The sequence below is a fragment of the Paramagnetospirillum caucaseum genome (assembly GCF_000342045.1).
Classification (GTDB): Bacteria; Pseudomonadota; Alphaproteobacteria; order Rhodospirillales; family Magnetospirillaceae; genus Phaeospirillum; species Phaeospirillum caucaseum.
Map to the genome: position 1 here is coordinate 95,466 of NZ_AONQ01000003.1, position 21,392 is coordinate 116,857.

At 68.5% G+C, this 21,392-nt stretch carries 25 protein-coding genes; 6 read left to right on the top strand and 19 right to left on the bottom strand.

The window, feature by feature from the left end; all coding sequences use genetic code 11:
* Positions 1 to 9: 9 nt before the first annotated feature.
* The 3 genes from H261_RS02070 to H261_RS02080 are packed head-to-tail and all read right to left on the bottom strand — an operon-like array spanning position 10 to position 2,271.
* Entirely contained in the window at positions 10 to 1,326 is a 1,317-nt protein-coding gene (locus H261_RS02070) for an ATP-binding protein (protein WP_008613772.1), read from the bottom strand.
* A complete protein-coding gene (locus H261_RS02075) occupies positions 1,313 to 1,984 on the bottom strand; it encodes a response regulator transcription factor (RefSeq protein WP_008613773.1) in 672 nt (223 codons plus the stop codon). Before H261_RS02075 ends, H261_RS02070 begins: the two co-directional genes overlap by 14 nt.
* On the bottom strand, positions 1,981 to 2,271 hold the full coding sequence (locus H261_RS02080) for a PepSY domain-containing protein (RefSeq protein ID WP_040475609.1): 291 nt from the start codon (positions 2,269 to 2,271) through the stop codon (positions 1,981 to 1,983). Before H261_RS02080 ends, H261_RS02075 begins: the two co-directional genes overlap by 4 nt.
* 114 nt (positions 2,272 to 2,385) lie before the next feature.
* Here H261_RS02080 and H261_RS26465 point away from each other — a divergent pair, with 114 nt between their 5' ends.
* The 3 genes from H261_RS26465 to H261_RS02090 are packed head-to-tail and all read left to right on the top strand — an operon-like array spanning position 2,386 to position 3,802.
* Positions 2,386 to 2,508, top strand: a complete 123-nt coding sequence (locus tag H261_RS26465) for a hypothetical protein (RefSeq protein ID WP_008613775.1) — start codon at positions 2,386 to 2,388, stop codon at positions 2,506 to 2,508.
* Positions 2,505 to 3,341: a DUF1924 domain-containing protein gene (locus H261_RS02085; protein ID WP_008613776.1), complete on the top strand. Its 837-nt coding sequence runs from the start codon at positions 2,505 to 2,507 to the stop codon at positions 3,339 to 3,341. Before H261_RS26465 ends, H261_RS02085 begins: the two co-directional genes overlap by 4 nt.
* Complete coding sequence (locus tag H261_RS02090) at positions 3,341 to 3,802, top strand: diheme cytochrome c (protein WP_008613778.1); 462 nt, start codon at positions 3,341 to 3,343, stop codon at positions 3,800 to 3,802. Before H261_RS02085 ends, H261_RS02090 begins: the two co-directional genes overlap by 1 nt.
* Positions 3,803 to 3,870: 68 nt before the next feature.
* Here the strand turns inward: H261_RS02090 and H261_RS02095 are convergent, their stop codons facing one another.
* Positions 3,871 to 4,365, bottom strand: coding sequence for an SH3 domain-containing protein (locus tag H261_RS02095; protein WP_040475592.1), 495 nt, complete (start codon positions 4,363 to 4,365; stop codon positions 3,871 to 3,873).
* Between the two features lie 181 nt (positions 4,366 to 4,546).
* Here H261_RS02095 and H261_RS02100 point away from each other — a divergent pair, with 181 nt between their 5' ends.
* Positions 4,547 to 5,533, top strand: coding sequence for a 2-hydroxyacid dehydrogenase (locus H261_RS02100; RefSeq protein WP_008613782.1), 987 nt, complete (start codon positions 4,547 to 4,549; stop codon positions 5,531 to 5,533).
* Positions 5,534 to 5,596: 63 nt separating this feature from the next.
* Here the strand turns inward: H261_RS02100 and H261_RS02105 are convergent, their stop codons facing one another.
* The 9 genes from H261_RS02105 to groES all read right to left on the bottom strand — a co-directional run bounded on the left by H261_RS02105 (position 5,597) and on the right by groES (position 12,723).
* Entirely contained in the window at positions 5,597 to 6,103 is a 507-nt protein-coding gene (locus tag H261_RS02105) for a Spy/CpxP family protein refolding chaperone (protein WP_008613784.1), read from the bottom strand.
* 99 nt (positions 6,104 to 6,202) lie between these two features.
* Positions 6,203 to 6,649, bottom strand: coding sequence for a DsrE/DsrF/DrsH-like family protein (locus tag H261_RS02110; protein WP_008613785.1), 447 nt, complete (start codon positions 6,647 to 6,649; stop codon positions 6,203 to 6,205).
* Positions 6,636 to 7,436: a HesA/MoeB/ThiF family protein gene (locus tag H261_RS02115; protein ID WP_008613790.1), complete on the bottom strand. Its 801-nt coding sequence runs from the start codon at positions 7,434 to 7,436 to the stop codon at positions 6,636 to 6,638. Before H261_RS02115 ends, H261_RS02110 begins: the two co-directional genes overlap by 14 nt.
* A gap of 10 nt (positions 7,437 to 7,446) precedes the next feature.
* On the bottom strand, positions 7,447 to 8,406 hold the full coding sequence (cysK, locus tag H261_RS02120; RefSeq protein ID WP_008613792.1) for a cysteine synthase A: 960 nt from the start codon (positions 8,404 to 8,406) through the stop codon (positions 7,447 to 7,449).
* Between the two features lie 55 nt (positions 8,407 to 8,461).
* Complete coding sequence (locus H261_RS02125; RefSeq protein WP_008613794.1) at positions 8,462 to 8,917, bottom strand: RrF2 family transcriptional regulator; 456 nt, start codon at positions 8,915 to 8,917, stop codon at positions 8,462 to 8,464.
* Positions 8,918 to 8,920: 3 nt separating this feature from the next.
* A complete protein-coding gene (dut, locus tag H261_RS02130; RefSeq protein ID WP_008613796.1) occupies positions 8,921 to 9,385 on the bottom strand; it encodes a dUTP diphosphatase in 465 nt (154 codons plus the stop codon).
* A complete protein-coding gene (gene coaBC, locus H261_RS02135) occupies positions 9,385 to 10,590 on the bottom strand; it encodes a bifunctional phosphopantothenoylcysteine decarboxylase/phosphopantothenate--cysteine ligase CoaBC (protein ID WP_008613798.1) in 1,206 nt (401 codons plus the stop codon). The genes dut and coaBC overlap by 1 nt, the downstream gene beginning before the upstream one ends.
* A gap of 158 nt (positions 10,591 to 10,748) precedes the next feature.
* Positions 10,749 to 12,407 (bottom strand): chaperonin GroEL, encoded by a 1,659-nt coding sequence (gene groL, locus H261_RS02140; RefSeq protein WP_008613801.1) that lies wholly within the window; start codon positions 12,405 to 12,407, stop codon positions 10,749 to 10,751.
* A 28-nt stretch (positions 12,408 to 12,435) separates the two neighbouring features.
* Entirely contained in the window at positions 12,436 to 12,723 is a 288-nt protein-coding gene (groES, locus tag H261_RS02145; protein WP_008613804.1) for a co-chaperone GroES, read from the bottom strand.
* Between the two features lie 244 nt (positions 12,724 to 12,967).
* Here groES and H261_RS02150 point away from each other — a divergent pair, with 244 nt between their 5' ends.
* Together H261_RS02150 and H261_RS02155 are read left to right on the top strand one after the other, a co-directional pair.
* Positions 12,968 to 13,618, top strand: a complete 651-nt coding sequence (locus H261_RS02150; protein WP_008613805.1) for a DUF2076 domain-containing protein — start codon at positions 12,968 to 12,970, stop codon at positions 13,616 to 13,618.
* Between the two features lie 71 nt (positions 13,619 to 13,689).
* The gene (locus tag H261_RS02155) at positions 13,690 to 13,932 is read left to right on the top strand and encodes a DUF1178 family protein (RefSeq protein WP_008613806.1); all 243 of its coding nucleotides are present in this window, start codon (positions 13,690 to 13,692) and stop codon (positions 13,930 to 13,932) included.
* Between the two features lie 132 nt (positions 13,933 to 14,064).
* On the opposite strand, the gene H261_RS02160 is transcribed toward H261_RS02155, so the two are convergent.
* The 6 genes from H261_RS02160 to hyfB are packed head-to-tail and all read right to left on the bottom strand — an operon-like array spanning position 14,065 to position 21,229.
* Positions 14,065 to 14,601: an NADH-quinone oxidoreductase subunit B family protein gene (locus tag H261_RS02160; protein WP_008613807.1), complete on the bottom strand. Its 537-nt coding sequence runs from the start codon at positions 14,599 to 14,601 to the stop codon at positions 14,065 to 14,067.
* The gene (locus H261_RS02165) at positions 14,598 to 16,148 is read right to left on the bottom strand and encodes a hydrogenase large subunit (RefSeq protein ID WP_235062846.1); all 1,551 of its coding nucleotides are present in this window, start codon (positions 16,146 to 16,148) and stop codon (positions 14,598 to 14,600) included. The genes H261_RS02160 and H261_RS02165 overlap by 4 nt, the downstream gene beginning before the upstream one ends.
* A complete protein-coding gene (locus H261_RS02170) occupies positions 16,115 to 17,605 on the bottom strand; it encodes a hydrogenase 4 subunit F (RefSeq protein ID WP_008613811.1) in 1,491 nt (496 codons plus the stop codon). Before H261_RS02170 ends, H261_RS02165 begins: the two co-directional genes overlap by 34 nt.
* A complete protein-coding gene (locus H261_RS02175; RefSeq protein WP_008613814.1) occupies positions 17,602 to 18,270 on the bottom strand; it encodes a hydrogenase-4 component E in 669 nt (222 codons plus the stop codon). Before H261_RS02175 ends, H261_RS02170 begins: the two co-directional genes overlap by 4 nt.
* A gap of 5 nt (positions 18,271 to 18,275) precedes the next feature.
* The gene (locus H261_RS02180) at positions 18,276 to 19,223 is read right to left on the bottom strand and encodes a respiratory chain complex I subunit 1 family protein (protein WP_008613817.1); all 948 of its coding nucleotides are present in this window, start codon (positions 19,221 to 19,223) and stop codon (positions 18,276 to 18,278) included.
* Positions 19,220 to 21,229 carry a hydrogenase 4 subunit B gene (gene hyfB / locus H261_RS02185; protein ID WP_008613819.1) on the bottom strand — a complete coding sequence of 670 codons (2,010 nt, stop codon included), beginning with the start codon at positions 21,227 to 21,229 and terminating at the stop codon, positions 19,220 to 19,222. Before hyfB ends, H261_RS02180 begins: the two co-directional genes overlap by 4 nt.
* Positions 21,230 to 21,392 lie beyond the last annotated feature (163 nt).

A 21,392-nucleotide genomic window follows, 5' to 3' on the forward strand; every position in this document is an offset into this window, starting at 1 on the left:
CCGTCCGGCTCAAGATGGTGGAATTTTCTCCGCCAGGCTGACCGCCAGCCCGCCCCATTCCGAGCGGCCGAAGGAGAGCGACAGGCCGCCCAGGGCCGCTAGGTCGGCGACGATGGCCAGCCCCAGGCCGGAGCCCGGCACGCTTTCGTCCAGGCGGATGCCGCGCCCGGCCGCCGCCTCGGCCTGTTCGGGCGACAGGCCCGGTCCGTCGTCCTCGACCCGGATCAGCCCCGGCCCGGCGCTGACCTGCACCCGTGTTCCCGCCCATTTGCAGGCGTTGTCCATCAAATTGCCGACCATCTCGGCCAGGTCGTCGGCCTCGCCGGCGAAATCGGCCTCGGGCGGGCAGGTGACGGCGATGTCCAGCCGGCGGCCGGCGTGGACCTTGCGCAAGGCGGCGGCCAGATCGGCCAGCAATGGCGCCAGGGGAATGCGCCGCCCCATGGCGCGGGCCGACGAGGAATCCGAGCCGGCGCGGGCCAGATGCAGGTCGATCAGGCGGGCGATGCGCTCGATCTGGGTGTCGGTGGCGGGCGCGCCGCCGCTTTCCGCCCGCAGCACCGCCAGCGGCGTCTTCAGCGCATGGGCCAGATTGCCCAGGTGGTTGCGGGCATGGCGGATCAGCCGTTCGTCATGGTCCAGCACCCGGTTCATGGCCTCGACCAGGGGGGCGATCTCGCGGGGATAGGCGCCGCCCAGGCGGGGGGCGCCGCGGGTCAGCTGGTCCAGTTCGCCTTCCAGTCGCCGCAGCGGCTTCAGGCCGTAGCCCACCTGCACCACCACCGCCGCCAGCAGCCCCAGCCCCAGCCCGCCCAGGGACAGGGCGAGCAGCAGGCGGAACCGCCCGATCTCGGCATCCACCTCGGCGCGGTCGGCGGCTACCGCCACATGCAGGCGGCGGTTGTCGTCGCCCAACAGCAGGTCGCGCTCCATCACCTCCAGAATCTGGCCGCGCGGCCCGGTTTCCCTGCGCACATGGACGGCGCCGGGCTCGGCGGCCACCACCACCGGCAGGGCGGAATCCCACAGCGAGCGCGAACGCGCCTTGACCTCGGCATCGTCGGAAACCTGCCAGTACCAACCGGAATAGGGCTGCTCGAAGCGCGGCTCGCCCACCGGGCGGCCCACGGTGATCCGGCCGTCCTCCGCCGTCTCGACCTGGGCCAGCAGGGCGCGCAGATGGGTGTCCAGCCGGCGGCAGAAGGCCTGTTCGGCGCTGTCGGCAAAGGCGTGGCCGAGCACCAGCCCGCCCGCCGCCAGGGCCAGCAACACCCAGGCCCCGGCGCCCAGGATCAGGCGGCGGCGCAGCGAGTCAGGCGCCGTCATCCGGGACCTCCATGCGCCAGCCCTGGCCGCGCAGGGTGTGGATCGCCTCCACCCCCAGCTTGCGGCGGATGCGGGCGACCAGCACGTCCAGCACGTTGGAATCCGGATCAGCGTCGCGGTCGTAGACGTGCTCCACCAGTTCCGAGCGGCTGACCACCCGTCCCTGGTGATGGGCGAGATAGGAGAGGATGCGGAATTCCTGGGCGGTCAGCGCGATGGGCATGCCGTCGCGGCTGACCCGCCCGCCATTGGTGTCGATGCGCAAGGGGCCGCAGGCGATCTCGGGCGCGGCATGGCCGGCGGCGCGGCGGATCAGGGCGCGGATGCGGGTCACCACCTCTTCCATCTCGAAGGGTTTGGTGACGTAGTCGTCGGCCCCGGCGTTGAAGGCCTGGGACTTCTCCGCCCAGCGGGCGCGGGCCGTCAGCACCATCACCGGCATGGTCCGCCCGGCCTCGCGCCAGCGGCCCAGCACGGTGATGCCGTCGATCTTGGGCAGGCCGAGATCGAGGATGGCCGCGTCGTAGCTTTCGGTGTCGCCCAGGTGCCAGCCGTTCTCGCCGTCATAGGCGGTGTCCACCGCGAAGCCCGCCGCCTCCAGGGCGCGTTCCAGCGCCAGGGTCAACTGCGGCTCGTCCTCCACCACCAGAACCCTCATCGCTTCTCCTTGACCTTCAGCCGGCTGCCGTCGGCGGCGTCGTAATAGAGCTTGAGCAGGCGTCCGTCGCGGGTCAGGCGCTTGATCTCGTAGACCGGGCGGCCGTGCTTGCTCTCCAGTTCGGCCTCGATCAGCTCGCCGGGATAGTCGCGGTCCACCTGCTCGAGGATGCGGGCGAGCGGTAGGATCTCGCCGGCCTGCACCGCCCGGCGGATGCGGTCGTGGTCCTCCCCCGCCCGGGCGGGGAGGCAGACGAGAAGCAGCAGGGCGGCCAGGATCGCTTTCATGTCCAGATCATCGTCCGCGCCGCATGAACGGCGGATGAACCGGCGGGTCACGCCCGGTTCAGGAGCAATGCCCCATCCTCTGCCCAGATCAAGTCACGGACAAGGAGTTCCGCCATGCTGACCCGCATGATCATTCACGGCCTGATGGCCGCCCTGGTTGTTGCCGGCGGCGCCTATGCCTATGCCGCCACGGTGCAGCCGGTGTCCTTTCCCTTCCATCAGGAGCACCACCGATGAGCGCCCGCTGGGAATTCCGCCTGCTCCGGCTGTGGCATGCCGCCCTGGCCGGGGGCTTCCTGGTGGCCTACGTCACCGCCGACGAGGACACCTATGCCATGCATGTGTTCTCCGGCTATTGGGTGGTGGCCGCCATCCTTCTGCGCCTGCTGCTGGCGCTGGCCGGTTCGGGCGGCGGGCCGCTGGCCCTGCCGAAGCCCCGCCTGACCTGGATCCGGCCGGGCCGCAACCCGCTGTTCGCCTGGATGGCCGTCCTGCTGCTGGCCGGCATGGCGGTGGCCGGGGTGAGCGGCATCGCCGCCGATTTCATCCCCTTCGTCGAGGATCTGCACGAGGGGCTGGCCGAGGCCTCGCTGTGGCTGGTCCTGGCCCATGCCGCCGTCATCGCCTGGATCTTCCAGGGCCGAAGGGTGCGCGAGATGCTGAAGGGCTCCGCCGCCGCCCTGCTGGCCGTCGTCCTTCTGGCGGCACCCGCCGCCTTTGCCGCCGATGCCGCCCGCGACGCCGTCAAGGCCGGCTACGCCCGGCAGGCCGGGCCGGGCTTCGCCGGCTTTTCCTCCGAGCGTGGCAAGGCGCTGTTCGAATCGAGGAACGCCGCCAGCCCCGACTATGCCTCGTGCACCACCTGCCACACCGCCGACCCCGCCGCCGAGGGCCGCCACGCCAAGACCGGCCGCGCCATCAAGCCGGTGGCGGTGTCGGCCAACCCCAAGCGTTTCACCGACGTCGCCAAGGTGGAGGAGCGCTTCGAACGCGACTGTCAGACCGTGCTGGGCCGGGTCTGCTCGGCCACCGAGAAGGGCGACTACATCGCCTATATGGAGAGCAAGTGATGAAGCGGATCATTCTCGCGGCGGCCCTTTGCCTCGCCGCCCTTCCCGCCCGGGCCGACCGGGTCCGCCCGGTGACCGATCCCGAAACCCTGGCGGCCTGCGGCGAGTGCCACATGGCCTTCCAGCCCGCTTTCCTGCCGGCCCGCTCGTGGACCCGCATGATGGGCCAGCTGTCCGGCCATTTCGGCGACAACGCCGCCATGGCCGCCGACAAGGCCGAGCGCATCCGCCAGGTGCTGGTGGCCGGCGCCGCCGACACCGGCGGCGGCAAGGCGGGGTCCAAGGCGCTGCGCGGCGTGGGGCAGTACGACACGCCGCAGCGCATCACCGAGCTTCCGCGCTTCGCCGCCAAGCACCAGCGCATCGCCGAGCGCGAGTGGAAGCGTCCCGAGGTGACGAGCAAGGCCAACTGCCCGGCCTGCCACAAGGCCGCCGAAGCCGGCCTGTACGACGACGACTGAAGACGGGACGCCCGCGCTCCGGCTCACTGTTCCTTTGGAGCGCGGGCGTCCCGCCCGCATCCCCTTCGCTATTCGATCCACTCGCCCTTGTAGACGCCCCAGATCTCGTCGCGCTTGAACCAGCCCTGGACCTGGTTGATCTCCACCCGGCAGAAATCGCGGTTGCGCGGGCATTGCAGCAGGCGGCCCAGCACGCCGGGCTCCACCAGGGCCAGGGTGTCGGCCCCGTCGGAATCGCCGGTGCGCAGGGTGCGCTGGCCGCCGATCACCACCATCATGCGCCGTCCCGACAGCATGGACTGGTGCACCCAGCCCTCGGTGCCCTGCCAGTCGCGGATCTTGCGCCAGGTCTCGAACTCGGCGATCACCTCGACGGGCAGGTCCTTGCGCGAATAGATCCAGTCGATGGGATAGCGCTGTCCCGGCCCAGCCCGCAGGTTGACCTCGTCCGAGCGGAGCGAGACGAAACGGGGCAGCGGCAGGCCGCCGGCCTCGGCCGCCAGGGCGGCCGGCGCAAGGCACAGCAGCCCGGCCGCCAGCACGCTCGCCCCCCATTTACGCATCGCGGATACCCCCCAACGTCGGCAGTCCATCATCCCTCCGGCGGCGTATTATAGGATGCGCCCGCCCGACCCGGTCAAGGCGGGCCGGCGTTTACGTTTTAAAGATGGTCCAAATGGGCTCTGGACAAGGGGTCCCCGAGTTGCTAGGTCGATAGGGAAACGTTCCGGGAGGAGTCAACAAATGCCGCACAAGAAGCCCGTCGTCGTGGTCAGCCGCAAGCTGCCCGACGCCATCGAAACCCGGATGATGGAACTGTTCGACACCCGTTTGAACGTCGATGATCATCCCATGACCAAGGCCGAACTGATCGAGGCCGTCAAGGTCGCCGATGTGCTGGTGCCCACCGTCACCGACCGCATCGACGCGGGCGTCCTGTCCCAGGCCGGCCCCAACCTGAAGCTGGTGGCCAATTTCGGCACCGGCGTCGATCACATCGATCTGGCCACCGCCCGGAGCCGGGGCATCATCGTCACCAATACCCCCGGCGTGCTGACCGAGGACACCGCCGACATGGCCATGGCGCTGATCCTGTCGGTGCCGCGCCGCATCGCCGAGGGCGAGCGCCTGATCCGGTCCGGCGACTGGAAGGGCTGGAGCCCGACCTTCATGCTCGGCCACCGCATCTGGGGCAAGCGCCTCGGCATCATCGGCATGGGCCGCATCGGCCAGGCGGTGGCGCGCCGCGCCAAGGCTTTCGGCATGTCCATCCACTACCACAACAGGAAGCGCGTCCATCCCGACATCGAGGGCGAGCTGGAAGCCACCTACTGGGAAAGCCTGGACCAGATGCTGGCCCGCATGGACGTGGTCACCGTCCATTGCCCGCACACCCCGGCGACCTTCCACCTGCTGTCGGCCCGGCGCCTGGAACTGCTGCCCAAGCACGCCTACGTGGTCAACACGGCGCGCGGCGAGATCGTCGACGAAAACGCCCTGACCCGCATGCTGATCCGCGGCGATCTGGCGGGCGCCGGCCTTGACGTGTTCGAGCACGAGCCGGCGGTGAACCCCAAGCTGCTGGCGCTGGACAACGTGGTGCTGCTGCCCCATCTGGGCTCGGCCACCATCGAGGGCCGCATCGACATGGGCGAGAAGGTGCTGGTCAACATCAAGACCTTCGCCGATGGCCACCAGCCGCCGGACCGCGTCCTGGCCTCCATGTTCTAAAGACTCTACTGACGGCAAAGCCCCCCGGAGCCATGCTCCGGGGGGCTTTTTTGTCGGGACGGCTCAGTGATGCATCATCTTCATCATCGGGCCGTGGCCGCCATGGCCGCGCCCGAGGCCGCCCTTGCCGCCGGGCATCAGGTCGTCGGCGGCCTTCTGCTGCTCCAGGGTGAGGGTGGCGTAGAAGGCGCTCATGGCCGGCACCAGCTTGCGCAGGGCCTCGGTCCGGGCCTCGGCCTGCCGCTGCATGCGGTCCATGCGCTCGGGCAGGGTGGCGGGCTTGGACGGATCGGTCTTGTCGTCGCACAGCTTGCGCATGGGGGCGGCGGCTTCCTTGATGACCTCGCCCAGGCGCTTGAACTCGGCCTTCTGGGGCTCGGTCAACTTCAGTTTTGTCTCGGAATAGGCCAGATGGGCGGCCATGCGGGCGTCCATGTCGCCGCACATGCGGGACATGCGGTCGAAGCCGGCGGCCTGGGGGGCCGGGTCGGCGGCGCCGGCCACGTTCACCAGGGCGGCAAGGCCCAGGGCGATGGCGACGGAAGCGGAAAGAAGGGTGATGCGGCTCATGGGGTCACCTGTGAACGGGTGGATCGGAATGACACCGTTCTACAGGGGGCGCGTAACCGGCGGATGTCGCCGGCGGGGGGAAATGGTAACAGCGGGTAACTAGATGAACAGCATGCCGCCGGTCCTGGACGCGTCGGCCAGGAAGGTCACCACGCCGCCCTTGGCGACGGGGATGTCGGGGCGCAGTCCGTCGGGGTCCATGCCCAGGGCCTTCAGGCCCATTTCGCAGACCATGATGGTGACGCCCAGCGCCACGCAGGCCTCGAGCAATTCCTCGAAGCGCCCGACACCCTTGGCCTTGAAGCCGTCATCCACCCATTTGGCGGCCCGCCCGTCCGAGCATTTGAGACGGGTCCAGGCCGGCTGGCCGTCGGGAAGGGACTTTTCCAGGACGCGCCCCGCCCACATGGTGAAGAACAGGGTCACCGGGGTGTTGGAGGCGATCGCCGCGGCGGCCATCACCAGGGCGTAGTGGATGCGGTCGAAATCGCCCGAGAACACCACGATGGACAGCTTGTCCGGGGAATTGCGCTCAGCCGCAGACATTGGCGGTGCTCCCGTGGCCGGACAGGTCGGTGATGGTGGGATGGTCGCCGCACAGCGGACAGCCGGGGTCGCGCGGCACCCGCACGGTGCGGAACGCCACCGCGAGGGCGTCGTAGATCACCAGCTTGCCGGCCAGAGATTCGCCAATGCCCAGCAATTCCTTGAGCACCTCGGTGGCCTGCATGGCTCCCATGGTGCCGGCGATGGCGCCCAGCACCCCGGCGCTGGAACAGGTGGGCACATGGCCTTCGGGCGGGGCCTCGCGGTAGATGCAGCGATAGCAGGGGCCGCCGGGCCTGTAGGTGGACAACTGGCCGTCGAAGCGCAGGATAGCCGCCGACACCAGGGTCTTGCCCTCGAGGCGCGCCGCGTCGTTGACCAGGAAGCGGGTGGGGAAGTTGTCCGAGCCGTCGGCGATCACCTGGAAGTCGCGGAAGATTTCCCGCGCGTTGTCCTTGTCGAGGCGCGCCCGGATGGGCACCACCTTGACGTCGGGATTGATGTCGGCCACCGCGTTGGCCGCGCTCGCCACCTTGGCCGTCCCCACCCCCGAGGTGCGGTGGATGATCTGGCGCTGCAGGTTGGACAGCTCCACGTCGTCGTCGTCGATCACCCCGATGGTCCCCACCCCGGCGGCGGCCAGGTAGAGGATCACCGGCGAGCCCAGCCCGCCCGCCCCGATCACCAGGGCGGAGGACCCGAGGAGCTTCGCCTGTCCGATGCCGCCCACCTCCGGCAGGATGATGTGGCGGGCGTAGCGGTGGATCTGCTCCTCGGTGAAGTCCATTGAGTGGCTCTTAAACCTGATCGAACAGGGCGGTGGAGAGATAGCGCTCGGCGAAGCTGGGGATGATGGCGACGATCAGCTTGCCGGCGTTCTCGGGGCGCGAGCCCAGTTCCAGGGCGGCGGCGATGGCGGCGCCCGACGAGATGCCCACCGGAATGCCTTCCAGCCTGGCGGCCTTGCGGGCGGTGGCCAGCGCCGTTTCGTTGCCGATCTGCAGGATCTCGTCGATGACGCCCTTGTCCAGGATGTCGGGCACGAAGCCGGCGCCGATGCCCTGGATCTTGTGCGGGCCGGGGGCGCCGCCCGACAGCACCGGGCTGTCCTCGGGCTCGACCGCCACCATCTTCAGGCCCGGCTTGCGCGCCTTGAGGATGTGGCCGACGCCGGAAATGGTGCCGCCGGTGCCGACGCCCGACACGATGATGTCCACCTTGCCGGCGGTGTCGTTCCAGATTTCCTCGGCGGTGGTCTTCTCGTGGATGGCCGGGTTGGCTTCGTTCTTGAACTGCTGCGGCATGATGGCGCCCGGGGTGGAGGCCAGCAGCTCCTCGGCCTGGCGCACCGCGCCGCTCATGCCCTTGGACGCCGGGGTCAGCACGATCTCGGCGCCCAGCAACTGCAGCATCTTGCGGCGCTCCAGGGACATGCTTTCCGGCATGCACAGGATCAGCTTGTAGCCCTTGGCGGCGGCGACGAAGGCCAGCGCGATGCCGGTATTGCCCGAGGTCGGCTCGATGATGGTGCCGCCCGGCTTCAACTGGCCAGACACCTCGGCCGCCTCGATCATGGCGAAGCCGATGCGGTCCTTGACCGAGGCCAGGGGATTGAAGAACTCCAGCTTGCCGACGATGTCGGCCTTGGAGCCGGCCTCGGCGGCCATGCGCTTGAAGCGGACCAGCGGCGTGGCGCCGATGGTGTCGATGATGCTGTCGTAAATCTTGCCGCGGAAGGCGGGGGCGGAAGCGGTCATCTGGAATTCCCCACAACTATGTTGTAATACGATGCTTAACTACATCGTACCAAGGTTAGATGATGAAGTCCAACTTCTGATGCGCCTCGCTGGGGATGCCGCCCTTGTAGGCGCGCATGCACAGCTCATCGATGGAGATGGCGTCCAGGCGGGACATGATCTCCTCGGTCAGGTCGCCCCACATGGGCCGGATGACGTGCTTGCCCAGTTCCGAGGCGGGCATGTCCTGGTAGGGGTCCTCGGCGGTTTCCAGGGCGCGGACCACGCGCACCACCTCGCCCACCGAGATGCGGCGGCGCTCCCGCGCCAGGCGGTAGCCGCCCCGGGGACCGCGCACGCCGACCAGGAGTCCGGCACGCACCAGTTGCTGCAGGGTCTGTTCGAGATAGCGGCGGGGAATGCCCTGGCGCCGCGTGATCTCGCGGCTCTGCACCGGTTCGCCGCCGGCATGGTAGGCGATGTCGAGAACCGCCTCGATGGCGAACAGCATTTTCTTCGACGGCCGAAGCATGTCCTATTCCTTCTTCCCCGTTCCCGTGGAGCCGAAGCCCCCGGTCCCCCTTTGGGTGTCGTCCAGAGTGCCGGCCTCGCGCCAGACGGCGCGCGCGACCGGGGCGATCACCATCTGGGCGATGCGCATGCCGCGCGAGATGGCGAAGGCGGTGTCGCCCAGATTGACCAGGATGACGCCGATCTCGCCGCGGTAATCGGCGTCGATGGTCCCCGGCGCGTTGAGCACGGTGATTCCGTGCTTGGCGGCCAGCCCGGAACGCGGCCGCACCTGCGCCTCGTGACCGTCTGGCAGGGCGATGGCGAAGCCGGTGGGGATCAGGGCGCGCCTGCCCGGCGCCAGCTCGATATCGGCCGGGATGCAGGCCATCAGGTCCATGCCGGCGGCATGGGCCGTCTCGTAGGCGGGCAGGGGCAGGTCGGCGGCATGCTCCAGGCGTCTGATGGCGACGGTTACATCCTTGCTCATCACATCTTCCCCAAGGCTTTGGCGATGCGTTCGGCCAGATTGCGGGCCACCTCGTCCTTGCCCATGGCGGGCCAGGATTCCGTCCCCGCTCCGTCGATGATGTGGACGGTGTTGGAATCGCCGCCGAAGGTGCCGGTGGCCTCGGACACATCGTTAGCGACGATCCAGTCGCAGCCCTTGCGCGCCAACTTGTCGGCGGCGTGCTCCAGCAGCCTTTCCGTCTCGGCGGCGAAGCCCACCACTAGGCGGGGCCGGACCGGCGCTTCCGCCTTGGACACCGTCATCAGGATGTCGGGATTGGGGGTCAACTCGATGGTGGGGGGCGGGTCGCCCACCTTCTTCTTGCGCTTCTCGGTGGCGCGGTTGGCCACACTCCAGTCGGCCACGGCGGCCGCGCAGACCACCACATCGGCGGGCAGCGCGCCCCGCACCGCGCCCAGCATCTGGAGGGCGCTTTCCACCCTGATGACGCGCAGGCCGGGCGGGTCGGGGATGGTCACCGGGCCGCTGACCAGGGTGACCTCGGCGCCCAGGGCGGCCAGGGCGGCGGCGATGGCGTGACCCTGCTTGCCCGAGGAACGGTTGGCGATGAAGCGCACCGGGTCGATGGCCTCATGGGTCGGACCGCTGGTGACCACGGCCTTGACGCCCTTCAGCGGGCCATCGCAGAGCAGCGTCTCGATGCGCTCCAGGATTTCCGCCGCCTCGGCCATGCGCCCCGCCCCCACCTCGCCGCAGGCCAGATCGCCGGCCCCGGGGCCGATGCGCAGGATGCCGCGCGATTCCAGCAGGGCCAGATTGGCCCTTGTGGCTGGGTGCTCCCACATCATGGTGTTCATGGCCGGGGCCACCAGCACCTTCTTGTCGGTGGCCAGCAAGGCGGTGGAGGCCAGATCGTCGGCGATGCCGGCCGCCATCTTGGCCAGCAGGTTGGCGGTGGCCGGGGCCACCACCACCAGATCGGCCTCGCGCGACAGGCGGATATGGCCCATCTCGGCCTCGTCGGTCAGCGAGAAGGTCTCCTGGTAGACCTTGTCCCCCGACAGGGCGGCGATGGCCAGCGGCGTCACGAAATTGGCCCCGCCCCGGGTCAGGATGCAGCGCACGGCGCAGCCCCGATCCTTCAGGCGGCGGATCAGCTCCAGCGACTTGTAGGCGGCAATGCCGCCCGAGATGATGAGAAGAACCCGTCTGCCAGCCAGCACTGTGAAGCCTCGGAAAAATACGGTAGCGTTGTGTGGATAACCGTAGCGGTCCGGGGGCGAGGGTGCAAGGGGGGAGTGGCCTCCATAAGAAAAACCCCCCTCCCGTTGCCGGGAGAGGGGTTTCCTGTAACGCGATGAGCGTCGGTCGGCTTGGACTTTTAGAAGTCCATGCCACCCATGCCGCCCATACCGCCCATGCCGCCCATGTCGCCGCCGGGCATGCCGCCGGCATCCTTCTTGGGACGCTCGGCGATCATGGCTTCGGTGGTGATCAGCAGGCCGGCCACGGAAGCCGCGTCCTGCAGGGCGGTACGCACGACCTTGGTCGGGTCGATGATGCCGGCCTTGATCATGTCGGTGTAGATGCCGTTCTGGGCGTCGAAGCCGAAGGACAGGTCCTTGGACTCGCCGATCTTGCCGGCGACGACGGCGCCGTCATGACCGGCGTTCTCGGCGATCTGACGCACCGGGGCCTGGAGGGCGCGGCGCACGATGCCGATACCCACTTCCTGGTCCGGGTTGCCGGACTTCAGGCCTTCCAGGGCCTTGACGGCATGCAGCAGGGCGACGCCGCCGCCCGGGACGATGCCTTCCTCGACCGCGGCGCGGGTGGCGTGCAGGGCGTCGTCGACGCGATCCTTGCGCTCCTTCACCTCGATCTCGGAGCCGCCGCCGACCTTGATGACGGCCACGCCGCCGGCCAGCTTGGCCAGACGCTCCTGCAGCTTCTCACGGTCGTAGTCCGAGGTGGTCTCCTCGATCTGCGCGCGGATCTGCTTGCAGCGGGCGTCGATGTCGCCCTTCTTGCCCGAGCCGTCGACGATGGTGGTGTCTTCCTTGGTGATGGTGATGCGCTTGGCGGTACCCAGCATCTCCAGGTTGACGCTTTCCAGCTTGATGCCGAGGTCTTCGCTGATCACCTGGCCGCCGGTCAGGATGGCGATGTCTTCCAGCATGGCCTTGCGGCGATCGCCGAAGCCCGGAGCCTTCACGGCCGCGACCTTCAGGCCGCCGCGCAGCTTGTTGACCACCAGGGTGGCCAGAGCCTCGCCCTCGATGTCCTCGGCGATGATCACCAGCGGACGGCCCGACTGGACCACCTGCTCGAGCACCGGCAGCAGGGGCTGCAGGCCGCTGAGCTTCTTCTCGTGCAGCAGGATGTAGGGGTTGTCCAGCTCGCAGGTCATCTTCTCGGCGTTGGTCACGAAGTACGGGCTGGTGTAGCCGCGGTCGAACTGCATGCCCTCGACCACGTCCAGCTCGGTGTCCAGGCCCTTGGCCTCCTCGACGGTGATGACACCCTCGTTGCCGACCTTTTCCATGGCCTTGGCGATCATGTCGCCGATTTCCTTCTCGCCGTTGGCGGAGATGGTGCCGACCTGGGCGATCTCGGCGTTGGTGGCGACCTTGCGCGAGCGCGACTTGACGTCGGCGACCACGGCGGCCACGGCGAGATCGACGCCGCGCTTCAGGTCCATGGGGTTGAGGCCGGCGGCCACGGCCTTGACGCCCTCGCGGACGATGGCCTGGGCCAGCACGGTGGCGGTGGTGGTGCCGTCACCGGCCAGATCGGCGGTCTTCGAGGCCACTTCGCGCACCATCTGGGCGCCCATGTTCTCGAACTTGTCGGCCAGCTCGATCTCCTTGGCGACGGTGACGCCGTCCTTGGTGATGCGCGGCGCGCCGAACGACTTCTCGATCACCACGTTGCGGCCCTTGGGGCCCAGGGTGACCTTCACCGCGTCGGCGAGGATGTCGACGCCGCGCAGCATGCGGGTGCGGGCGTCGGTGGAGAACTTGACTTCCTTGGCAGCCATTTGTCTTAACCTCTATAGAATTCGTGGGTTAGGCGAGAATGCCGAGAATGTCGGATTCCTTCATGATCAGCAGATCGACGCCGTCGATCTTGACCTCGGTGCCGGACCACTTGCCGAACAGCACGCGGTCGCCGGCCTTGACGTCGAGGGCGACCAGCTTGCCGTCATCGCCGCGGGTGCCGGAGCCGACGGCCACGACTTCGCCCTGCATGGGCTTTTCCTTGGCGGTGTCGGGGATGATGATGCCGCCGGCGGTCTTCTCTTCGGCGTCGAGGCGCTTCACCAGCACGCGATCATGGAGCGGTCTGAACTTCATTTTGGGAATAACCTCCGTAAGACGGTTCGATCCAGCCGGGGCGCTGTTAGCACTCTCCGGCGACGAGTGCCAACCATCTAGGAGGGGTCTGGGGGAGAGTCAAGCAAGATCGGGTGAATTTCTCCCCAAAGCCGGGAGGGCTTTAAGCCAACTTAATGATTCGTAATGATAATTTTCTGCCATGGACTTGCCGCGATTCGCACCTACATTCTTGGCTCCAGTTTCATAATCGGGATGAAGACCCATGACTCCCCAGGAACGTGACCTGATCCAAAGCGTGTTCGACCGTCTGGCCCGTCTGTCCGGCGGTCCCAAGGACCGCGAGGCCGAGGCCCTGATCCTCGACCGCCTGCGCTCCGTGCCCGATTCCGCCTACAATCTGGTGGAGGCGGTGGTGGTGCAGGAAATGGCCATCAAGGAGAACGAGGCCCGCATCCGCGACCTCGAGGCCCGGCTGGCCAACCAGACCCAGCCGCAGCAGCAGCCGGCGCCGGGCTTCGGCCGCTCGGCCTGGGGCGGCGGGCGCGGTTCGGTGCCGTCGACCCAGGCGCCGCAGCAGCAGGCCCAGCAGCAGCAATACGCCCAGCAGCCCCAGCAATACGGCCAGCCCTCGCCCTGGGGCGGCCAGCCCTCGGCCGGCGGCGGCTTCCTGCGCACGGCGGCGGGGGCGGCGGTGGGCGTGGCCGGCGGCATGCTGCTGGCCAACAGCATCTCCGGCATGTTCGCCGGCGGCAGCCATGGCGGGGGCGCGCCCAGCGCCCAGCAGGCCTCGGACACCGGCGGCCATGCCCCGGCCGACGCTCCGCCGGTGGGCTACGACACCAACGTGGCCGACGACCAGGGTTATGGCGGCTTCGATTCCGGCTTCGACATGGGCGGCGACGACAGCTTCTAGACCATCAACATTGCATTGGCGGAAACCGCTCCCCTATAAAGGGGGCGGTTTCCCTGCATCGAGAGCCCGACATGATCCTCTACACCCTGCGCTGCTCCCATGATCATCACTTCGAGGAGTGGTTCGACAACAGCGGTGATTACGATTCCAAGAAGGATGCCGGCGCGCTGACCTGTCCCGAATGCGGCGACAAGGAGGTGGGCAAGGCGATCATGGCTCCCAACGTGGGCAAGGGCCGCGCGGCGGCCGTCCCGCCGCCCAGTTGCGGCACGCCCATGGGCTGCGGCGGCTGCCCCATGGCGGGAAGCCATTGATATAGGCCCCTCAATCGCCGGGCGGGCTTGTCCCAAGCCCTTGGCTTTCGCCGCATAAGCGGCGGCGGCCCTTGGCCTTGCCTCCGGGCTTCGCCCGTCGGTGAGTTTCGTCCCCTCGGCGCAGGCTGCGTATTATCCCCTGTCCACCGTATCCAGCAGGGCCAGCAGCCCGGCCAGGATCTGGCGGGGCGACGGCGGGCAGCCGGGGATGTGCAGGTCCACCGGCACCACGTCCGAGACTCCCCCCACCACCGCATAGGAGCCGGCGAAGCAGCCGCCGTCCTTGCCGCAATCGCCCATGGCGACGATCCAGCGCGGCTCGGGCGTCGCCTCCACCGTGCGGCGCAGGGCTTCCTCCATGTTGCGCGTCACCGGCCCGGTGACCAGCAGCACGTCGGCATGGCGCGGGCTGGCGACGAAGCGGATGCCGAAGCGCTCCAGGTCGTAGATGGGGTGGTTGACGGCGTGAATCTCCAGCTCGCAGCCATTGCACGAGCCGGCGTCAACCTCGCGGATGGACAGCGAGCGGCCCAGCCGCCCCCGCGCCCGCCGGCCCAGGGCCTCGGCCAGTTCCGCCACGCCGTCCGGGTCGGGCGGCGGCGCGTCCTTCATGGTGTGGGGGCCCCTGAGCAGGTGGCGGGCCAGGATCCTGGCGATGGGCGGGATCATAAATCATGCCCCGAGTACGAGCAGTTGAACGACTTGTTGCACAGCGGGAAGTCGGCGACGATGTTGCCCTCGATGGCGGCCTCCAGCAGCGGCCACTGGAACCACGAGGGGTCGTGGGTATGGCAACGCTCGACCACATGGTCGGCGCCCATGCGCAGCCAGACCACCACCTCGCCGCGGAAGCTTTCGGCCAGGCCCAGTCCCTCGCCCGCCACCTCGGGCACCGGCACGCGGAAGGCGCCGTCGGGCATCTCGTGCAGCATGCGGTTGATGAGGTGCAGGGATTCCTTGGCTTCGGCGAAGCGCACCAGGACGCGGGCGTTGACGTCGCCCTCGGTCAGCACCGGCACGGTCATGTCCAGCTTGTCGTAGGGCGGGTAGCCCGGCGCCTGCCGGGCGTCGTGGCCGCGCCCCGAGGCTCTTCCCACGAAGCCGCCGGCCCCGAAGCGGTGGATCAGCGAGGTCTGGACGATGCCGGTGCTGACCGTGCGGTCCGACAGGGACGGGGTGTTCTCATAAAGCTGGTAGGCCTGGTCGAACAGGCGGACGAAACCGTGCAGCAGGTGCTTCAGCGCCTCGGCCCCCTCGTCGGAGAGGTCGCGGGCCACGCCGCCCGGCACCACCCGGTCCATGTTGAGGCGGTGGCCGAACAGGGCGTCGTTGGCCCGCAGGATCTTTTCGCGCAGCACGCCCATATGCGACAGCATCACCGCGAAGGCGGCGTCGTTGCATACCGCGCCGATGTCGAAGACGTGGTTGGCCACCCGCTCCATCTCGGCCATCACGCCGCGCAGCCAATGGGCGCGCTGGGGCAGCTCGCACCCTGTGGCGGCCTCGACGGCGCGGGCGAAAGCCAGGGAATAGGCCACGGTGGCATCGCCCGAGACTCTGCCTGCGATGCGCGCCGCCTTGTCCAGGGGGGCGCCCGACAGCAGTCCCTCGATCCCCTTGTGCTGGTAGCCCAGGCGCTGCTCCAGGCGCACCACCGCCTCGCCCTGGCAGTGGAAGCGGAAATGCCCGGGCTCGATCACCCCGGCATGGACCGGCCCCACCGGAATCTGGTGCAGCCCCTCGCCCTCGGCCTTCAGGAAGGGATAGGAATCGGGCTCGGCGGACGGCCCCATGGGCTGGGCGGCCAGGGGCATGCGGCTCGGCCAGCGGCCGTGATCCAGCCAGTGGCGCCGGTCCTCCAGCCCCACCGGAGTCAGGCCCCAGACGTCGTGGATGGCCCGCTCGATGCGGATGACCCCGGGCCGCACGTTGCCCAGCGCCAGGAAGCGGCGGTCGGCGCAATGGTGCGACGCCACGGCGATGTCGCCGGCGGTTTCGTCCCTGAGCGCCACATGGATGTGCTCGCGCTCGGCCCATTCGGCCATCACCGACCATTCCGCCACCCGCAGACGGTCGATCAGCTGGCGCCAGCCCTTGAGGTCGAGGAGGAAGCGCGGCCACGGCCGGTGCCCCTCGACCGGCCGGCCGAGCGACAGGAATTCCAGCAAGGTGACGTCGCCCATCATCCCAGGAACCCCGCCACGTGCTGGAACCACGCCACCAGTTCCTTGGGGAGATACAGCCCGGCCACCAGCACCAACAGCATGTGCACCCACAGTGGCGTCAGCGCCAGGGCGGTGGACAGCGGCCCGGCCCGGCCGTGGGCGTGGGAATGGGGCGGCGGCTCGCCGAAGGCCATGCTCTGCAGGCGGGCGACCAGGGCGGCGAAGGCCAGCAGCAGCCCGATGGCCAGGGGAATGGCCAGCAGCGGCTGGCGGGCGAAGGTGGAGCTGAGCACCAGGAACTCGCTCATGAACACCCCCATGGGGGGCAGGCCGGCGATGGCCAGCACCGCCAGCACGAAGCCCCAGCCCAGCACCGGGTGGGATTGGGTCAGGCCGCGGATGGCGGCGATGCGCTTGGTGCCCAGGTTCTGGCTGATGATGCCGACCGCGAAGAAGATGGCCGACTTGGTCAGCGAATGCATGGTCATGTGCATCAGGCCGGCGAAATTGGCCAGCGCGCCGCCCATGCCGAAGGCGAAGGTGATCACCCCCATGTGCTCGATGGAGGAATAGGCGAACAGCCGCTTGATGTCGCCCCGCCGGTACAGCATGAAGGCCGACAGGAACAGGGACGACAGCCCCATCACCACCAGCAGCGGTCCGGGGGTCAGCGTGTTGCCGTTGGCGGCGATGACCATCTTGAAGCGCAGCAGGGCATAGAGCGCCACGTTGAGCAGCAGGCCCGACAGCACTGCCGAGATGGGGGTGGGACCTTCGGCGTGGGCGTCGGGCAGCCAGGCGTGCAGGGGGGCGAGGCCCACCTTGGTGCCGTAGCCCACCAGCACGAAGACGAAGGCGAGATTGAGCAGGTCGGGCTGGAAGTCGTGGGCCCGCTTGATCATCAGGGTCCAGGCCATGGCGTCGGCGCCGTCGCCCATCACCGGCTGGGCGGCGAGATAGACCAGGGTGGTGCCGAACAGTGCCAGCCCGATGCCCACCGAGCACAGGATGAAGTACTTCCATGCCGCCTCGATGGCTTCGCGGGTGCGGTACAGGCTGACCATCAGCACGGTGGTCAGCGTCGCCGCCTCCACCGCCACCCACATCACGCCGGTGTTGTTGGCGGTCAGCGCCAGCAGCATGGTGAACAGGAAAGCCTGGTACATGGAGTGATAGAAGCGCAGATGCAGGTCGGAGAGGCGCTGCGCCTCGCTTTCCCGCGCGATATAGGCGGCCGAGAACACCGCGGTGGTCATGCCGACGAAGGCGGTCAGCACCACCAGATAGACGTTGAAATCGTCGATGAACAGCAGCCGGGTCGGCTCGGGCCGCACGGTGATCAGCAGCAGCGACGAGCCGAAGGTCACCACCGAGGCCAGCACGTTGACCCAGGCGGCCACCCGCCAGTCCTTGAGCACCGCCAGGAATCCGGCCGAACCCAGCGGCACGCCCAGAATCCACAGCAGCGGATTCTCGAAGCCGGGCAACAGGGTGAAGTTGCCGATCATTGGCGGTCCCCCCGGTGGGTTTCCAGATCGGCCAGGTCCAGGGTGTCGAAACGCTCGCGGATGCGGAAGAAGAAGATGCCGAACAGGGTCATGGCCACCAGCACCGAGAACGCCACCGAGATCTCCACCACCAGCGGCATGCCCTTGGCCGAGACGGCGGCCAGGATCAGCCCGTTTTCCAGCGCCATGAAGCCCACCACCTGGGTCACCGCGTTGCGCCTTGTGATCATCATCAACAGGCCCAGCAGCACCACGCTCATGGCCAGCGCCAGGCTTTCGCGGGTCAGGGCGGTGGCGTTGGCGGTGACGGGCAGCACCAGCAGGATGGACAGCGCCACCAACGCCACCCCGGCCATCATGGTCCAGCCGATGGACATGGCGGTCTCGACGTTCCTGTGGATGCCCAGCTGTTCCACCAGCCAATGCAGCGCGATGGGGACGATCATCGCCTTGAACACCAGGGCGATGGCGGCGGTGACGTAGAGATGCGGCGCGTGCTGGATGTGGGCCTGCCACGCGGCGGCGGCCGCCAGGGCCAGGGCCTGGAAGGCGAAGGTGTTCAAGACCGCGAACAGGCGGCGCTGGTAGAGCAGCTGGAAGCCGGCCATCAGCACCGTGGCGCCGATCAGGTGGGCGATGTCGTAGGAGATCTGGGCATTCGCCATGTCCGTCACACCGCCTCCGAGACGTAGAGGAAGATGGTGGCCAGCAGGCCGAGCAGCAGGGCGCCGCCCAGGAAGTCGGCGTAGCGGAACACCCGCATCTTGGCGATGGAGGTCTCGAACACGCCCAAGGCGGTGGCCAGGATGAAGCACTTGGCCAGGAAGGCCCCCAGCCCGACCAGCACGGCGACGGCGCCGTCGCCCGCCTGGGCCATGCCCCAGGGCGCGAACAACCCGCCGATCAGCGCCATGAACAGGGTCAGGCGCACCATGCCGGCCCCTTCCATCAGGGCCAGATGGCGGCCGGAATATTCCAGCACCATGGCCTCGTGCACCATGGTCAGTTCCAGGTGGGTGGCGGGGTTGTCGATGGGGATGCGGCCGTTCTCGGCGATGGCCACCATCACCAGGGCGGCCAGGGCCAGACCCAGCGAGACCTCGATACCCACCCCGCCCGACAGGATGAAGGCGATGATCTGGGCCGGCGCCGTGGTGCCGGAAATCAGCGACAGCGAGAAGGTGACCATCAGCATGGCCGGCTCGGCGAGACTGGCGATCATCATCTCGCGGGACGCCCCCAGCCCGCCGAAGCTGGTACCGATGTCCATGCCGGCCAGCGCCGTCCAGAAGCGTGCCAGGCCGAGCAGAGCCACCAGGGCGATCAGGTCGGCGGCCTGGGCCAGGAACAGGTTGGTGGTGAAGGCCGGCACGATGCAGGCGGCCAGCCACACCGCGCCGAAGGTGACGTAGGGTGCGGTGCGGAATATCCACGAGGCGGAATGGGCGACCACCGCCTCCTTCTGCAAAAGGCGGTAGATATCGCGGTAGGGCTGGAACGGCGAGGCCCCGATGCGGCCGTTGAGGCGCGACTTGACCAGGCGCACCCAGCCGGTGATCAGCGGGCTCACCGCCACCACCAGGACGATCTGCAGCAATTGCCAGGCGATGGCGCTCATTGGTTCTGCCTCACCGCGACCACCAGCAGCATCAGCACCAGGGTGGTGAACATCATCAGCAGGTAGCGCCGCACCGTCAGGTACTGGATGCGGTTGACCAGGTCGGCGATGAAATCCACCGCCCGGCCGATGGTGGCGTAGAGCCCCACCCAGATCGGATCGATGACCCGCACCTTGAGTTCCGCCGGGCGGTTGTCGCCGGGGTCGGGCATGTCGACGCTTTCCCGGGCGGCGAAGATCGAGGCGCAGAACACCCGGCGCAGCGGCTGCGAGAAGCTCTGGCCGGTGTACTGGCTTTGGGGGATGTCCTCCTTGTGGCCGCAGTCCCAGGCATCGGCGCGGCGCAGGCGTGAGGTGCCCAGCAGGCGGGCCAGCATCAGGGTGACGGCGCACAGCCCCAATCCGGTCATCACCAGCACCGTGCCGGAATAGGAGCCGCGCGTCGAGCTGACCGGCGACAGCCATGGCCAGCCCAGATCGGCCGAGACGGCGAACTGGACCCCGGTCAGCGGTGTCACCACATGGGACAGGGCGTCGGTGACGGTGACCGGAATGGCGCCCAGCACCACGCACATCACCGCCAGGAAGGCGACGGTGAGACGCATGCTGGCGGGAACCTGATGGGCCTCGGCCGCCGCCTGGGAGCGGGGCCTTCCCAGGAAGGCGATGCCGTAGGCGCGCACGAAGCAGGCGGCGGCCAGGGCGGCGGCCAGGGCCAGCATGGCGCCGACCACCGGGACGCCGAACTTCATGGCCCAATGGGGCAGCGAGGGGCCCTTGAACAGCGACTGAAAGATCAGCCATTCCGACACGAAGCCGTTGAGTGGCGGCAGGGCGGCGATGGCCAGGGCGCCGACCAGGGCGGCGACGCCGTTCCACGGCATGCGCTTGGCGAGGCCGCCCAGCTTGCCCAGGTCGCGCTCGCCGGTGGCGGTGATCACCGCGCCGGCCGACAGGAACCACAGGGTCTTGAAGATGGAATGATTGACGATGTGGTAGAGCCCGGCCACCAGGGCCAGGGCGGCCAGGGTCTTCTCGCCGCTACCCTTGAAGGCGATGGCCAGGCCCAGGCCGATCATCACCACGCCGATGTTCTCCACCGTGGAATAGGCCAGCAGCTTCTTCAGGTCGTCCTGCAGGATGGCGTAGAGCACCCCCATCACGGCGGTGATGCCGCCGATCACCATCATCACCGCGCCCCAGGCCCAGTTCACCTCGCCATGCAGGTCGAACAGGATGCGGATCAGGCCGTACAGCGCCACCTTGGTCATCACGCCGCTCATCAGGGCCGAGACATGGCTGGGCGCCGCCGGATGGGCCAGCGGCAGCCAGGCGTGCAGCGGCACCAGCCCGGCCTTGGACCCCGCCCCCAGCAGGGCCAGCAGCACCACCAGGAAGCCGGAAACGCCGTCCAGTTTGGCGGCGCGCATGGCGGGGAAGGAATAGGCCCCCTCGCCGCCGGCCATCAGGCCGAAGCAGGTCAGCAGGCAGAAGGTGCCGAAACAGGCCATCACCAGATAGACGAAGGCGGCGTGGCGGTTCTCGGCGTTCTTGTGGTCGGCCAGCACCAGCAGCCACGAGGCCAGCGACATGAACTCCCAGGCCACCAGGAACATGAAGGCGTCGTCGGCGATCAGCACCGCGTTCATGCCGAACAGGAACAGGGGATAGAACGGCGTCACCCGCCGGGGCTCGGGCAGATGCGAGCAATAGCCGATGCCGTAGGCCGAGGTGGCGGCGGCGGCGAGGTTGACCACCACCATGAACAGGGCCGACAGGTTGTCGAGGCGGAAATGGGCGGCCAGCCAGGGCAGACCGATGGGCAGCACGATGGCCGGACCGGTGCCCGGCGTCTGGCCCAGATGCTTGATGCCGCCGGCCAGCAGCACCAGCGAGGCAATCATGCAGCAGAAATAGATCAATCGGTGACGCCACATTTCCGCACCGGCCGCCACGCCGAGCACGGCGAGGGCCAAAAGGGCGGAAAGGGCGGCAGCGATCAGCATCGGCTGCGCGACCCCGCAAATACTCTGCTGCAGGACATGGTGACCGTCTCCCGTGAATCCCCTGTCACTGGAGCCGGTTTTTCCGGCCCTCTTCATCTCGTCTTATGGCGAGGAGATGGGAATCATACCCACCCGAGGGGGCGGGCGCAAGGCCCCCCCAAGG

Bases quoted from the DNA above. Each gene is read 5' to 3' on its own strand.
- H261_RS02070 (WP_008613772.1), bottom strand. From the start codon at position 1,326: ATGACGGCGCCTGACTCGCTGCGCCGCCGCCTGATCCTGGGCGCCGGG.
- H261_RS02075 (WP_008613773.1), bottom strand. From the start codon at position 1,984: ATGAGGGTTCTGGTGGTGGAGGACGAGCCGCAGTTGACCCTGGCGCTG.
- H261_RS02080 (WP_040475609.1), bottom strand. From the start codon at position 2,271: ATGAAAGCGATCCTGGCCGCCCTGCTGCTTCTCGTCTGCCTCCCCGCC.
- H261_RS26465 (WP_008613775.1), top strand. From the start codon at position 2,386: ATGCTGACCCGCATGATCATTCACGGCCTGATGGCCGCCCTGGTTGTT.
- H261_RS02085 (WP_008613776.1), top strand. From the start codon at position 2,505: ATGAGCGCCCGCTGGGAATTCCGCCTGCTCCGGCTGTGGCATGCCGCC.
- H261_RS02090 (WP_008613778.1), top strand. From the start codon at position 3,341: ATGAAGCGGATCATTCTCGCGGCGGCCCTTTGCCTCGCCGCCCTTCCC.
- H261_RS02095 (WP_040475592.1), bottom strand. From the start codon at position 4,365: ATGCGTAAATGGGGGGCGAGCGTGCTGGCGGCCGGGCTGCTGTGCCTT.
- H261_RS02100 (WP_008613782.1), top strand. From the start codon at position 4,547: ATGCCGCACAAGAAGCCCGTCGTCGTGGTCAGCCGCAAGCTGCCCGAC.
- H261_RS02105 (WP_008613784.1), bottom strand. From the start codon at position 6,103: ATGAGCCGCATCACCCTTCTTTCCGCTTCCGTCGCCATCGCCCTGGGC.
- H261_RS02110 (WP_008613785.1), bottom strand. From the start codon at position 6,649: ATGTCTGCGGCTGAGCGCAATTCCCCGGACAAGCTGTCCATCGTGGTG.
- H261_RS02115 (WP_008613790.1), bottom strand. From the start codon at position 7,436: ATGGACTTCACCGAGGAGCAGATCCACCGCTACGCCCGCCACATCATC.
- cysK (WP_008613792.1), bottom strand. From the start codon at position 8,406: ATGACCGCTTCCGCCCCCGCCTTCCGCGGCAAGATTTACGACAGCATC.
- H261_RS02125 (WP_008613794.1), bottom strand. From the start codon at position 8,917: ATGCTTCGGCCGTCGAAGAAAATGCTGTTCGCCATCGAGGCGGTTCTC.
- dut (WP_008613796.1), bottom strand. From the start codon at position 9,385: ATGAGCAAGGATGTAACCGTCGCCATCAGACGCCTGGAGCATGCCGCC.
- groL (WP_008613801.1), bottom strand. From the start codon at position 12,407: ATGGCTGCCAAGGAAGTCAAGTTCTCCACCGACGCCCGCACCCGCATG.
- groES (WP_008613804.1), bottom strand. From the start codon at position 12,723: ATGAAGTTCAGACCGCTCCATGATCGCGTGCTGGTGAAGCGCCTCGAC.
- H261_RS02150 (WP_008613805.1), top strand. From the start codon at position 12,968: ATGACTCCCCAGGAACGTGACCTGATCCAAAGCGTGTTCGACCGTCTG.
- H261_RS02155 (WP_008613806.1), top strand. From the start codon at position 13,690: ATGATCCTCTACACCCTGCGCTGCTCCCATGATCATCACTTCGAGGAG.
- H261_RS02160 (WP_008613807.1), bottom strand. From the start codon at position 14,601: ATGATCCCGCCCATCGCCAGGATCCTGGCCCGCCACCTGCTCAGGGGC.
- H261_RS02170 (WP_008613811.1), bottom strand. From the start codon at position 17,605: ATGATCGGCAACTTCACCCTGTTGCCCGGCTTCGAGAATCCGCTGCTG.
- H261_RS02175 (WP_008613814.1), bottom strand. From the start codon at position 18,270: ATGGCGAATGCCCAGATCTCCTACGACATCGCCCACCTGATCGGCGCC.
- H261_RS02180 (WP_008613817.1), bottom strand. From the start codon at position 19,223: ATGAGCGCCATCGCCTGGCAATTGCTGCAGATCGTCCTGGTGGTGGCG.
- hyfB (WP_008613819.1), bottom strand. From the start codon at position 21,229: ATGCTGATCGCTGCCGCCCTTTCCGCCCTTTTGGCCCTCGCCGTGCTC.